At 74.4% G+C, this 12936-nt stretch carries 11 protein-coding genes and 2 pseudogenes; 10 read left to right on the top strand and 3 right to left on the bottom strand.

Features of this window, described 5'->3' with window-relative positions:
• On the bottom strand, nucleotides 1–958 hold a 958-nt coding region (locus L1885_RS13390; RefSeq protein ID WP_235797309.1), incomplete at its 3' end, for an HAD family hydrolase.
• Nucleotides 959–1117: 159 nt separating this feature from the next.
• Between L1885_RS13390 and L1885_RS13395 the strand changes: the two genes are divergently transcribed.
• The 6 genes from L1885_RS13395 to hemB all read left to right on the top strand — a co-directional run bounded on the left by L1885_RS13395 (nucleotide 1118) and on the right by hemB (nucleotide 7943).
• The gene (locus tag L1885_RS13395) at nucleotides 1118–1444 is read left to right on the top strand and encodes a glutaredoxin family protein (protein ID WP_372481940.1); all 327 of its coding nucleotides are present in this window, start codon (nucleotides 1118–1120) and stop codon (nucleotides 1442–1444) included.
• Nucleotides 1445–1783: 339 nt separating this feature from the next.
• Nucleotides 1784–2629 carry a redox-sensing transcriptional repressor Rex gene (locus L1885_RS13400; protein WP_235797311.1) on the top strand — a complete coding sequence of 282 codons (846 nt, stop codon included), beginning with the start codon at nucleotides 1784–1786 and terminating at the stop codon, nucleotides 2627–2629.
• A complete protein-coding gene (locus L1885_RS13405) occupies nucleotides 2626–3963 on the top strand; it encodes a glutamyl-tRNA reductase (protein ID WP_235797312.1) in 1338 nt (445 codons plus the stop codon). The genes L1885_RS13400 and L1885_RS13405 overlap by 4 nt, the downstream gene beginning before the upstream one ends.
• Complete coding sequence (gene hemC / locus L1885_RS13410; protein WP_235797313.1) at nucleotides 3960–4952, top strand: hydroxymethylbilane synthase; 993 nt, start codon at nucleotides 3960–3962, stop codon at nucleotides 4950–4952. The genes L1885_RS13405 and hemC overlap by 4 nt, the downstream gene beginning before the upstream one ends.
• The gene (locus L1885_RS13415; RefSeq protein WP_235797314.1) at nucleotides 4949–6607 is read left to right on the top strand and encodes a bifunctional uroporphyrinogen-III C-methyltransferase/uroporphyrinogen-III synthase; all 1659 of its coding nucleotides are present in this window, start codon (nucleotides 4949–4951) and stop codon (nucleotides 6605–6607) included. Before hemC ends, L1885_RS13415 begins: the two co-directional genes overlap by 4 nt.
• Nucleotides 6608–6947: 340 nt before the next feature.
• Nucleotides 6948–7943 carry a porphobilinogen synthase gene (hemB, locus tag L1885_RS13420; RefSeq protein ID WP_235797315.1) on the top strand — a complete coding sequence of 332 codons (996 nt, stop codon included), beginning with the start codon at nucleotides 6948–6950 and terminating at the stop codon, nucleotides 7941–7943.
• Between the two features lie 117 nt (nucleotides 7944–8060).
• Here hemB and L1885_RS13425 read toward each other — a convergent pair whose 3' ends face one another.
• Entirely contained in the window at nucleotides 8061–9056 is a 996-nt protein-coding gene (locus L1885_RS13425) for a quinone oxidoreductase family protein (protein WP_235797316.1), read from the bottom strand.
• 117 nt (nucleotides 9057–9173) lie between these two features.
• On the opposite strand from L1885_RS13425, the gene L1885_RS13430 reads away from it, so the two are divergent.
• Together L1885_RS13430 and L1885_RS13435 are read left to right on the top strand one after the other, a co-directional pair.
• Complete coding sequence (locus L1885_RS13430; protein ID WP_235797317.1) at nucleotides 9174–9887, top strand: TetR/AcrR family transcriptional regulator; 714 nt, start codon at nucleotides 9174–9176, stop codon at nucleotides 9885–9887.
• A gap of 144 nt (nucleotides 9888–10031) precedes the next feature.
• Nucleotides 10032–11078, top strand: a complete 1047-nt coding sequence (locus L1885_RS13435; protein ID WP_235797318.1) for a protein kinase family protein — start codon at nucleotides 10032–10034, stop codon at nucleotides 11076–11078.
• A gap of 269 nt (nucleotides 11079–11347) precedes the next feature.
• Here L1885_RS13435 and L1885_RS13440 read toward each other — a convergent pair whose 3' ends face one another.
• A complete protein-coding gene (locus L1885_RS13440) occupies nucleotides 11348–11923 on the bottom strand; it encodes a DUF4232 domain-containing protein (protein WP_235797319.1) in 576 nt (191 codons plus the stop codon).
• A gap of 197 nt (nucleotides 11924–12120) precedes the next feature.
• Here L1885_RS13440 and L1885_RS29400 point away from each other — a divergent pair.
• Together L1885_RS29400 and L1885_RS13450 are read left to right on the top strand one after the other, a co-directional pair.
• Nucleotides 12121–12261 (top strand): annotated as a pseudogene (locus L1885_RS29400) (helix-turn-helix domain-containing protein); the annotation flags it as partial.
• 477 nt (nucleotides 12262–12738) lie between these two features.
• A pseudogene (locus L1885_RS13450) lies at nucleotides 12739–12936 on the top strand (hypothetical protein); the annotation flags it as partial.

A 12936-nucleotide genomic window follows, 5' to 3' on the forward strand; every position in this document is an offset into this window, starting at 1 on the left:
GGCGGCGGTGCAGGGCGACGGCGGCCGCCGTGCCCCCCGCGAGCGCGCCGACGCCGGCCGCGGCCGGGATGCCGACCTTCACGGCCTTGCGGCCGGTGCGGTAGTCGCGCAGCCGCCAGCCGCGCTCACGTGCGTACGCGCGGAGCTTGGCGTCGGGGTTGATCGCGTGCGGGTGGCCGACCAGCGAGAGCATGGGGATGTCGTTGTGCGAGTCGCTGTAGGCGGCGCAGCGCACGAGGTCGAAGCCCTCGGACGCGGCGAGCGCCCGTACGGCCTCCGCCTTCGCGGGCCCGTGCAGCGGCTCGCCGACCAGGCGGCCGGTGTAGACGCCGTCCACGGACTCGGCGACGGTGCCGAGCGCGCCGGTCAGGCCGAGCCTGCGGGCGATGATCGTGGCGGTCTCGACGGGGGCGGCCGTCACCAGCCACACCTGCTGGCCGGCGTCCAGGTGGGCCTGGGCGAGCGCGCGGGTGCCGGCCCAGATGCGGTCGGCCATGTACTCGTCGTAGATCTCGTCGCTGATGGACATCAGCTCGGCGACGCGGTGGCCCTTGACGATGGACAGGGCGGAGTCGCGCACGTCCTGCATGTGGTCCGGGTCCTCGACGCCCGCGAGCCGGAACCAGGCCTGCTGCCAGGCGAAGCGGGCCAGCTCGCGGCGCTGGAAGAACTTCCGCTTGTACAGGCCCCTGCTGAGGTGGAAGATCGCGGCGCCCTGCATGACGGTGTTGTCGAGGTCGAAGAACGCGGCCGCGCGCTCGTCGCCGAAGACCGGGAAGTCGGGGATCCGTTCGGCGGGGGCCGCGTCGGCCTCCGCGCCCGCGCCGTCCCGGTCGCGCTCGGCGAGGCCGACGTCGGCGGCGGACCTGCGCGCTGCCTCGGCTGCTGCCTCGCCCGCCAGCACGCTCCGGGGTGTCGCGGAGCGCCTGCGTGGAGAGAGCCATCCCAATGCGGCCATGTGGTGAGCATAGCCAGTCCGTTCGGCCTTCCCGGCCCGCAGGGGCGCCCCGGGTGTGAACACTCGCCGACCAGTGTGTTAATCGGCACACATGACGATCGCCACGCTGCTGTGGACAACGGCGGATCCCGGCCGCGCGGTGGGCGGAGAATGGGCCGCATGACCCCACTGCTGCGGCGTACGAAGAAGGACGGGGCGGGCCGGGAGCCGGCGCGCGAGGCGGCTGCCGGCGGCGCGGCGGCGAAGGGACCGCGACGCGTGACGCTCATCGCGAAACCGGGCTGCCACCTGTGCGACGACGCCCGTTCGGTGCTGGAGCGGGTGTGCGCCGAGACGGGCGCGAGCCTGGAGGAGAAGGACATCACGGGCGACGACGCGTTGCGCGACGCCTACTGGGAGCAGATCCCGGTCGTCCTCGTCGACGGCGAGCAGCACACCTTCTGGCGGGTGGACGAGGCCAGGCTCCGCCGCGCGCTCGCCTCCTGACCGTGTCGGTGTCCGCTCCCGCCCCCTGCCGCCTCCCGTCCGCGACGGACGGGACACATGGGAAAGAGGGCTACGATCGCGGGTGTTTTGCCGGTGCCGATCCGACGGGGGCGTAGTGGCTGAGAGGTGTGTGCCGATATGCGCCCCGGCGTGAGGCAACGGTCCGACCTCGTGGTTGGTTCCGTGTCCGCGGGATCCGAGCGCGTGACCCCGATCACTTTGGTCGGACAAAACGGACACCATCTTTGTGCACGCGTTCACAAAGACATAGCCTGCATTCGACGGGGCGGCCACGAAACGCACGACCGCCTGCAACCCCGCTCATCCCGCAGGAGCACCGTGGCAACTGGCCGAACGCACCGACCGGCGACTCGCAGCCGAGGCATTCCCGAGGCCACCGTCGCCAGGCTCCCGCTGTATCTGCGGGCCCTCACCGGACTGTCCGAGCGCTCGGTGCCCACGGTCTCCTCCGAGGAGCTGGCCGCCGCCGCCGGGGTCAACTCGGCGAAGCTGCGCAAGGACTTCTCGTACCTGGGCTCCTACGGGACCCGGGGCGTCGGCTACGACGTCGAGTACCTCGTCTACCAGATCTCGCGCGAACTCGGCCTGACCCAGGACTGGCCCGTCGTCATCGTCGGTATCGGCAACCTCGGCGCGGCCCTCGCCAACTACGGCGGGTTCGCGTCCCGCGGATTCCGGGTCGCGGCCCTCATAGACGCCGACCCCGCCATGGCGGGCAAGCCCGTCGCGGGCATCCCGGTGCGCCACTCGGACCAGCTCGAGGACATCATCCGGGACAACGGTGTCTCCATCGGGGTCATCGCCACCCCGGCCGGCGCGGCCCAGCAGGTGTGCGACCGGCTCGTGGCCGCCGGGGTCACGTCGATCCTCAACTTCGCGCCGACCGTCCTGACCGTTCCCGACGGCGTGGACGTCCGCAAGGTCGACCTCTCCATCGAGCTGCAGATCCTCGCCTTCCACGAGCAGCGCAAGGCCGGCGAGGACGCCCCCGACGTACCTCCGCCGCCGCCGACGACCGTCGCGCAGGACGGCGCCGAGCACCCGGGCACCCCCGCGACCGCGCCCGCCGCGCCCGAGGGCGGCGCGCCCGGGGACGGCGCGGCCCCCGCCCGGCGCGGGCGCAAGGGCCCCGACGACGAGCTGCCCGCGGTGATGCCGGCATGAGCCTCCTGGTCGTGGGCCTGAGCCACCGCAGCGCACCCGTCAGCGTGCTGGAGCGCGCCTCGCTCCCCGCGGACGCGCAGGTCAAGCTGTTGCAGGACACCCTCGCCGCGGAACCCGCCACCGAGGGCGCCGTGCTCGCCACCTGCAACCGCATCGAGCTGTACGCGGACGTCGACAAGTTCCACGCCGGCGTCGCCGAGCTCTCCACGCTGCTCGCCCGGCACAGCGGCGTCGGCCTGGACGAGCTGACGCCCCACCTCTACGTGCACTACGAGGACCGCGCCGTCCACCACCTGCTGTCGGTGGCCTGCGGACTGGACTCGATGGTCGTGGGCGAGGGGCAGATCCTCGGCCAGATCAAGGACGCCCTCGCGCTCGGGCAGGACCTGCACACCGCGGGCCGCATGCTCAACGACCTGTTCCAGCAGGCGCTGCGCGTGGGCAAGCGCGCCCACAGCGAGACCGGCATCGACCGGGCCGGCCAGTCCCTCGTGACCTTCGGCCTCCAGCAGCTCGCCGGGACGGACTCCGTCGACACCTGGGCCGCCGGGAAGCGGGCCCTGATCGTCGGCGCGGGTTCGATGTCCTCGCTGGCCGCCGCGACCCTCGCCCGGGCCGGCGTCGCCGAGATCGTGATCGCCAACCGCACGGCCGCCCGCGCCGAGCGGCTGGCCGAGATCCTCCAGCAGCCCGGCGGCACCGGGGTGCGCGCCCGCGCCGTCGGCATGGACGCCGTCGACGCCGAGCTGGCCTCGGCGGACATCGCCGTGTCCTGCACCGGAGCCACCGGCCTGGTCCTGACCGGCGACGCGGTCCGCGCCGCGGCAGCCGGCCGCCCGGCCGGATCGCCGCTCGCGCTGCTCGACCTCGCCATGCCGCGCGACATCGACGCCGAGGCGCACCGCGTCGACGGCGTCTCCTTCGCCGACATCGAGACCCTCGCGGAGGCGTCCGCGGACGCCCCGATGGCCGCCGACGTCGACAAGGTCCGCGGCATCGTCTCCGAGGAGGTCGCCGCCTTCGGCGCGGCCCAGCGCGCCGCGCACATCACGCCCACCGTCGTCGCGCTGCGGGCCATGGCGGCCGACGTCGTCGCCGGCGAGATCGCGCGCCTCGACAGCAGGCTCCCCGGCCTGGACGACAAGGAGCGCGCCGAGATCACCCGTACCGTGCGGCGCGTCGTGGACAAGCTCCTCCACGCGCCGACCGTGCGCGTCAAGCAGCTCGCCGCGGAGCCCGGCGGCGCCGGGTACGCGGACGCGCTGCGCGAGCTGTTCGACCTGGACCCGCAGACGGTCGCCGCCGTCAGCCAGGCCGACCGGGGCCGGTCATGAGCGAAGCCACGACGTCCCCGGCGCCCGGCGGCCCCGACCGGCCGCTGCGCCTGGGCACCCGCCGCAGCCCCCTCGCGAAGGCGCAGTCCCGGCTGGTCGCCGACGAGGTCGCGGCACGCTCCGGCCGGCCCGTCGAGCTGGTGGAGATCACCACGCGCGGCGACACCTCCCGCGAGCTCGTCACGCGGATCGGCGGCACGGGCATCTTCGTCACCGCCCTGCGCGACGCGCTGCTGCGCGGTGACGTGGACTTCGCCGTGCACTCGCTGAAGGACCTGCCGACGGGCCAGCCCGACGAGCTGGTCATCGCGGCGACCCCGCTCCGCGAGGACCCGCGCGACGTGCTGATCGCCCGCGACGGCCTCACCTTCGCCGCGCTCCCGGACGGTGCCCGCGTGGGCACCGGCTCGGCGCGCCGCTCCGCGCAACTGCTCGCACACGCCCGCGAGCACGGCCGCGCCATACAGATCGTGCCGGTCAGGGGAAACATCGACACCCGGATCGGGTACGTCCGCGAGGGGGAGCTCGACGCCGTCGTGCTCGCCGCCGCGGGCCTGAACCGCCTCGGCAGAAGCGGCGAGGTCACCGACGTCCTGTCGGCCGACACCGTCCTGCCCGCTCCCGGCCAGGGAGCGCTCGCTGTAGAGTGCGCCGCGGTCAACGTAGACCTCGCCGCTTTGCTCGCCGAGCTCGACGACCCGGTCACCCGGGCCGCCGTGACCGCCGAGCGGTCCCTGCTCGCCGCCCTGGAGGCCGGCTGCAGTGCTCCCGTGGGAGCCTTCGCCGACCTGCTGGCCGACGGGCAGATTGTCAACGAAATGCGCCTGCGCGGCGTCGTCGGCACCGCCGACGGCTCGACGCTCGTGCAGCTGTCCACCACCGGTCCCGTACCCGCGTCGCACCAGCACGCTGTCGCGCTCGGGCGCGAACTCGCGTCCGAGATGCTTGCCAAGGGTGCGGCCGGTCTTATGGGGGAGCGAGCACTTTGAGCCCCACCACCACTGACCTTCCGGCCCACTCCGCATCGGGGTACGTCACCTTCCTCGGTGCCGGACCCGGAGACCCGGGTTTGCTGACTCTGCGCGCCGTGGAGGCGCTCGCGGGGGCGGACGTGCTGATCGCCGAGCCGGATGTGCTCGACGTCGTGCGCGCGCACGCCCGCGACACTGTGAGCACGCCCGCGCTGACGGTTGTTGATGACGCATCAACAGCCGCCGGTATCCCCGCGATCAGGGATGCCGCCAATCTTGTCATGGAGGCCGCGCGGGGCGGCAAGCGGGTCGTCCGTGCGGTCTCCGGGGACCCGGGGCTCGACGGCGACGCCGGCCGCGAGATGCTCGCCTGCGCCAACGCGGGCATCCGCTTCGAGGTCGTGCCAGGCATCGCGGCCGCGGTCGGGGTGCCCGCCTACGCGGGTGTTCCGCTGCGCGACGCGCACGGCACCGACGTCCGGTTCGTCGACGCGCGCACCGCGAGCGACCGGTGCTGGACCGAGGTCGGCGCCAGCGACGCGACCGCCGTCGTCTCCACGACGCTCGACACGGTCGCCGCCGCGGCGGGCGAACTCGTCGCGGCGGGCCGCAAGCCGGACACCCCGATGACCGTCACCGTCGCCGGCACGACGACGCGCCAGCGCACCTGGACGGCGACCCTCGGCACCATCGCGGGCACCCTCAAGCAGGCCAAGGTGCTGCCGTCGCCGGACGGGCACCAGCCCGTCATAGCCGTCGTCGGCGAGCGCAGCGCGCCCGCGCAGCGCGACCAGCTCGCCTGGTTCGAGTCGAAGCCGCTGTTCGGGTGGAAGGTGCTCGTGCCGCGCACCAAGGAGCAGGCGGCGTCGCTGTCCGACCAGCTCCGCTCGTACGGCGCGGTGCCGCACGAGGTGCCGACGATCGCGGTCGAACCCCCGCGCACGCCCCAGCAGATGGAGCGCGCGGTCAAGGGCCTGGTCACGGGCCGCTACGAGTGGATCGCGTTCACGTCCGTCAACGCTGTGAAGGCCGTGCGCGAGAAGTTCGAGGAGTACGGGCTCGACGCCCGCGCCTTCGCGGGCATCAAGGTGGCCGCGGTCGGCGAGGCCACGGCGGCGTCGCTCGTCGACTTCGGCGTCAAGCCGGACCTCGTGCCGAGCGGCGAGCAGTCCGCCGCCGGGCTGCTGGAGGACTGGCCGCCCTACGACCCGGTCTTCGACCCGATCGACCGGGTGTTCCTGCCGCGCGCCGACATCGCCACGGAGACCCTGGTCGCCGGGCTGATCGAGCTGGGCTGGGAGGTCGACGACGTCACCGCGTACCGGACGGTGCGCGCGTCGCCGCCGCCGGCGGAGACCCGCGAGGCGATCAAGGGCGGCGGCTTCGACGCCGTGCTGTTCACCTCGTCCTCCACGGTGCGCAACCTGGTCGGGATCGCCGGCAAGCCGCACAACGTCACGGTGATCGCGTGCATCGGCCCCGCCACGGCGAAGACCGCGGAGGAGCACGGCCTGCGGGTCGACGTCCTGTCCCCGGAGCCGTCGGTGCACAAGCTGGCCGAGGCCCTCGCGGCGTTCGGCGCGGCCCGCCGCACGGCCGCGCTGGAGGCGGGCGACCCGGTCACCCGTCCCAGCGAGCGCAGGCCGGGGGCGCGCAGACGGCGCACCACCTGACCGGGGCCACGGGCCGAGGAACCACGACGAAGGGCGCGGACGCGAAGGCGTTCCGCGCCCTTCGTGCGTGGCGGGCCGCCGCCCGGCGGTGCGTCGTTCGTCACCCCGGGGCCGGCCCGGCGGGGCTGTTGGCCCGGCGTGCCGCAGGTCCCGGGCCGGAGCGGCGCCCGCGCCTCCCGCGCCGACGGCACGTCGGCAAATGCCCTGCTCCGCCGGGCGTAGCGTGGAGAGGACGGCGCGGCCCGTGCCGGCCGCGCACCGCCGCCGGAGCCCCGCGCGGGCCCGGCGAGGGCACCGTCGGACCCACCATCGGACTCGACTTCGCACGAGGCGACTGCTCATGACTGTGTACGGACCGTTCCCCGGCTCCCGCCCCCGGCGGCTGCGCACCACGCCCGCCATGCGGCGGATGGTCGCCGAGACGCGGCTGCACGCGGCGGACCTGATCCTGCCCGCGTTCGTCCGCGAGGGCGTCGACGCGCCCGTCCCGCTCGCCGCGATGCCCGGCGTCGTCCAGCACACCCTGGAGACCATCCGCAAGGCGGCGGCCGACGCCGTGGCCGCGGGGGTCTCGGGCATCATGCTCTTCGGCGTCCCCGAGGACGGGAAGAAGGACGGGGCCGGCACGGCGGGCACCGACCCCGACGGCATCCTCCAGCAGGCGATCCGCGTGGTGAAGGCGGAGACCGGCGACGACCTGATCGTCATGTCGGACCTGTGCCTCGACGAGTACACCGACCACGGGCACTGCGGGGTCCTCACCGCCGACGGCCGCGTCGACAACGACGCGACGCTGGAGCGCTACGCCGAGATGGCGCGGGTCCAGGCCGAGGCGGGCGTCCACGTGGTGGGTCCGAGCGGCATGATGGACGGCCAGGTCCGCGTGGTGCGCGAGGCGCTGGACGCCATCGGCAAGCAGGACGTGTCGATCCTCGCGTACACCGCGAAGTACTCCTCCGCGTTCTACGGGCCGTTCCGCGAGGCCGTCGGCTCGTCGCTGCGGGGGGACCGCAAGACCTACCAGCAGGACCCGGCGAACTTCCGCGAGTCGATGCGCGAGCTGGCGCTCGACCTGGAGGAAGGCGCCGACATGGTGATGGTCAAGCCCGCGGGCCCCTACCTGGACATCCTGGCGCGCTTCGCCGCCGAGGTGGACGTGCCGCTGTGCGCCTACCAGATCTCGGGCGAGTTCGCGATGGTGGAGGCCGCGGCGGAGAAGGGCTGGATCGACCGGGACGCGGCGATCATGGAGACCCTGACCGGTATCAAGCGGGCCGGCGCGGGGATGATCCTCACGTACTGGGCGACGGAGGTCGCGCGGAAGCTCGCGCGCTGAGGGCGGTCGCGGGGCGGGACGGGGCATCCCGCGCGGGCGGCCGGAGGAGCCGCCGGCCCGCTGAGGATTCCCGCCCGTCACCCCGAAGCCGCCGCGGGCGCCCCGCCGCCGCGCCGCTCAGGCCGCCGCGTCCGGGACGAGGACGATGCGGCCGTCGAGCGAGCGGTTCTCCATCCGCTCGTGCGCTTCCGCCGCCCGCGAGAACGGCAGGATCTCGATCTCGGTCCCGCCGAGGCCCGCCGCCAGCGCGGCGCGGGCCGCTTCCAGTCCGGGGCGGATCGCGTCGGGGTGCGAGGGCAGGTACGCGCCGGAGTTGAAGCCGGAGACGGTGATGCTGCGGTACCAGAGGTCGTTGCTCCGCAGCGAGTGGTCCCAGTCGCCGCTCGCGTTCCCCCCGACCAGCAGGCGCCCGCCGGGCCCCATCAGGTCCAGGCTCCGGGTGCGGACGTCTCCGCCGACGGGGTCGACGACGACGTCGAAGGTCTCTCCTGCCAGGGCCTCGGTCATCTCGGCCGAGTCGACGATCCGGTCGTACGGCAGCCGGGTGCGTGCGGCCGCCTCCAGCTTGCCCGCGCGCACCGTGCCGACGACCCGGGCGGCGCCGAGCTGCTTGGCGATGCCCGGGAAGGCCGCGGAGAACCCGCCGAGCGCCCCGTGGACCAGGACGCTCTCCCCCTTCGCGAGGTGGGCGACGCGCGTGAAGGCGGCGTGCGCCATGGCGGCGTTGGGCAGCACCGAGACGGCGAGGGCGGAGTCGATGTCGTAGCCGTCGAGCGAGACGACGAGGGCCGGGTCGGTGAGGTAGACGGAGGCGTAACCGCCCGTGCCGCCCGCGGCGGACATGGACACGACCCGCTCACCCACCGCGAAGCCGCTCACGCCGTCGCCGAGCGCGCGGACGGTGCCCGCGACCTCGAGACCCGGGACGAACGGTGCCTGGGGCAGCCCGGGCCGGTCCTTGTAGAGGCCCTGACGCAGGAAGACGTCGACGAGGCCGACCGCGGCGTGCGTGACGTCGACGGTCATCCGGCCCGGTCCGGGTTCGGGCGTCGGCACCTCCGTGACAGCGAGTACCGACGGGGCTCCGAAGGCGGTGGCTCGTACGGCCTGCATGGCTCTCACTCCCAGGGAACAGATTTAACGCACCTCGTGATGCGCTAACGACGCTACACCCCCGGAAGGGTTAGCGCATCCTTGGGTGCGTTAACGGTGTCGCGTTAACGTGGTGGCATGCAGCAGAGAGCCCGGTCGGCCGAGGACAAGGCGCGCAGGTCGGAGGAGCTCCTGGCGGCCGCCGAGGCGGAGGCCCGGGCCCGCGGCGGTGTCCGCTTCGTCACGCTGGCGGGCGTCACGGAGCGGGCCGGGCTGCACCGCACCGGCGTGCGGCGCTACTACGCGAGCAAGGAGGAACTCCTCCTCGCGCTCGCCGAGGACGGCTGGCGGCGCTGGAGCGCGTCGGTACGGGAGCGGTGCGCCGCCGCGACGGACCGTCCCGCACCGGATCCTCCGGTGCCAGGTCCTTCCCCGACGGGCCCCGGCCTCTCGCCCGAGGAGGCCGGTCTGCTGCTCGCCGACACCCTCGCCGAGCAGCCCGTCTTCTGCGACCTCCTCACCCATGTGGCGCTCAGCCTCGAAGGGGACGTCTCCACGGAACGCGCCCGCGCGTACAAGACCGAGGCCTTCGCGGCGCACGACGCGCTGGTGGCCGCCCTGGAGGCCGCGAGCGGCATGACGACCGCGCAACTGGGCGCCCTCGTCGCCGCGGCCCTCTCGTTCGCGGGGAACTTCTGGCAGGTGTCGCACCCGACCCCGACACTCGCCGCCCTCTACGAGGAGGTTCCGGAATGGGGCCATGTGGCCCTGGACTTCGCCCCGAGGCTGCGCCTGCTGCTGCGCTCGACGGCGCTGGGGCTGGTCACGACGCTGCCGGACGGGCAGGGTTGAGCGGACGGGGGGCCAGGTGGCGCGGGGCGCGGGTGCGTCCGCCGGCGGGAGGCGAAGTATCGGACACGTCCCGCGTTCAGCAGCGTGACGGGAAGCGAGGGGACCGTGCCAAGGGAGCCGGAACGCCGGGACGGCGGAACGCCGTTGGACGCGCGCAGGGCCGTCCACACGGCCGTGGGCCGCGCGTTGGCACCGCTCGGTGAGGCCGCGCTGGCGGACCTGGTCGGGTCCGCCGAGCCGCTCGGCTCCGGCATCGGCGGGCGGTCGGCGCTGCTGCGGGTCGGGGGAGCACCCGTATTCGTGAAGCGGATCCCCCTGACCGCGACGGAGCTGGTGCCCGGCCGCCTCCGCTCCACGGCCAACCTGTTCGGCCTGCCGTCCTTCTGCCAGTACAACATCGGCGGGCCCGGCTTCGGGGCGTGGCGGGAGTGGGCCGCCCAGGCGATGACGACCGACTGGGTGCTCTCGGGCCGGTACGAGGGGTTCCCGCTCATGTACCACTGGCGCGTCCTGCCGGACACGGCACCGCCGCTGCCGGAGGAACTCGCCGACGTCGACCGGGCGGTGGCGTTCTGGGGAGGCGGGCCGGAGGTCCGCCGCCGCATCGAGGAACTCGCCGCATCCCCGGCGAGTCTCGTGCTGTTCCTTGAGTACCTCCCCGTGACGCTGGACGCGTGGCTCACCGAGCAGGCACGCCTCGGCGACGACGCGCTCGGCCGGGCCTGCACCCTGGTGGAACGGGAGCTGGAGGCGGGAACGGCGTTCATGAACGGCAACGGCCTGCTGCACTTCGACGCCCACTTCGGCAACATCCTCACGGACGGCCGCCGGCTGCACTTCGCCGACTACGGGCTCGCCCTCTCCTCCGGCTTCGACCTGACTCCGGCGGAGGCCGACTTCTTCGCGCGGCACCGGGCCTACGACCGCGCGTACGCGCTGAGCTTCCTGGTGAACCGCCTGATCGCCGCCCTGTGGGGGCACCGGCGCGATGAGCGGGAGGCGCTGATCCGCGAGTGCGCCGCGGGGGCGCCCCTGCCCGGTGGCCCGCCCGAGGTCCGGGAGTTCGTGGCACGCCACGCCCCTCTCGCGGCGGTCGTGACCGAGTTCATCGGCCGGCTGGAACGCGAGAGCCCGAAGACTCCGTATCCGGAGGCGGCGGCGCGCCGCGCCCTGGCCACGCGCCGGAAGTGACGCGCCCCGCCGGGCCGGGGACCCGCCGGGGCCGGGACCCGGCCGGGCGAGCGACCCGTCCGGAGGAAGCGGGTCTCCCGGCGACGCCCGAGGGCCCGCCGACCGGTGTCGGCGGGCCCTCGGCGGTTGCCGCGGCGTGCGTTGGTCAGTCGTCCGCCGCGGCGGTACGGGGCGGCCACGGCGCCCGGGCGGGTGCGCGGCCGGGTGTCACCGGACCGTGGCGCGGCCGCGGCGCCGGCGGGCCGGGCCGCGGGTCGCGGTGCCGGTCGTCACCAGATCAGCGCGTCGGCCGCGGTGCTCTGCCAGTAGCTGACCTGGGCGTCGTCGTCGGTGTACGTGTTCTTCGGCAGCGCCGGGTGGGCGGCCGTGCCGACCGAGCCCTCGTCCTCGTTGCGCGGCATGAACCACACCTCCAGCGACTTGGCGGTGTGGCCGTGCGCCTGCGCCTTGGTGCGGTCGCCGCTGAGCGTGACCGACGCGTACGCCGACTGGCCGGGCTTCAGGACGACCACGGACTGCGGAATGCTGTCGCGGTCGACCTGCGTCGCCGACTGGGCGGCGTCGAAGCGCAGGGCCGGGGCGTAGTAGGCGGCGCAGGTCGTCTTGCCGGTGTTCTTCGCCGTCAGCAGCAGGTGGTTGATGGGCCGGCTGACCGCGGCGGCGGTGACCTTCGTGTTCGCACCGGTGCACGGCGCGATGGCGGCGGCCTTGGCGGTGGCCCGCGCCGGTGCCTTCACGGCGTGGGGCGCGGCACTGGCCGAGGTCGCACCGGCAACGGTGAGGGCGATGGCGAAGGCGGAGCCCGCGGCGACGGCGAGGTGGTTGCGGAAGTGGATGCGGGACATGGGTGGTGTTCCCCGTTCGTTCGGAGGTGGAAGGGCGGTTGCACGGCCGGTGCTCCACCAAGGTGCGGGACGGCCCGCCGGTGGGACAACACGCCCCGCCGCATCCGGGACGCTGGAACGCCGGAACGGCCCCTGAGCTGCGGGAACCGTGGCCGCCTGGAACGCGTCCTGGGACAGGGCGACGGAAGGCGACAGCGGTGGCGACGAGTGACACGGCCGAATTCGCGGCGGTACTGCGGGAACTGAAGGGCCGTTCGGGACTGAGCTACGGGGCGCTGGCCCGCAGACTGCACGTCAGCACGTCCACGCTCCATCGCTACTGCAACGGCGACGCGGTGCCGGCCGACTACGCGCCCGTCGAGCGGCTGGCGCGGCTGTGCGGCGCGTCGCCGGAGGAGCAGGTGCAGTTGCACCGCCGCTGGATCCTGGCCGACGAGGCGCGCCGCAGGGGGCGGGCGGCAGGCCCGGGTCCGGCGGGGGAGGCGGACGCTCCGGGGCCGCACGGTGGCCCCGGGTCGCCGGACGGTGCGGATGCGCCGGGGGGTGCGGACGCGTCGAGGGACGCGGTCGCGTCGAGAGGCGCGGACGCGTCCGGAGAGGCGGGTGTGTCGCCGGTCGCGTCGGGAGACGCGGGTGCGTCCGGTAGCTCGGTCGATTCGGCTGCTGAAGCTGCTTCGGGAGGTGTGGCCGGTGTGAGCGATGAGCCGGCGTCGGGTGGTGCAGCCGATACAGGCGATGAGGCCGTGTCGGGTGGTGCAGCCGGTTGGGGTGGTGCGGATCGACCGGGCGCGGGGCGATCCGATCCCGGCCCCGTCGTGCTCGGCCCGTCGTCCGGCGACGACGAGCCGGGGGCCGGGACGCGCCGCTCCCGCTCGCGCCGGCGCGCCCTGATCGGTTCGGCGGCGGCGCTCGTGGTGCTGGTCGCCGCCGGCGCGGGCGCACGGGCCGCCTGGCCCGAGGACGGGCGGGGCGGTACCGCGGCCGCCGCACCGGCGACCGGACATCGGACGGCG

Origin of the sequence: Streptomyces fuscigenes, assembly GCF_021556455.1 — a bacterium.
GTDB lineage: Bacteria > Actinomycetota > Actinomycetes > Streptomycetales > Streptomycetaceae > Streptomyces > Streptomyces fuscigenes.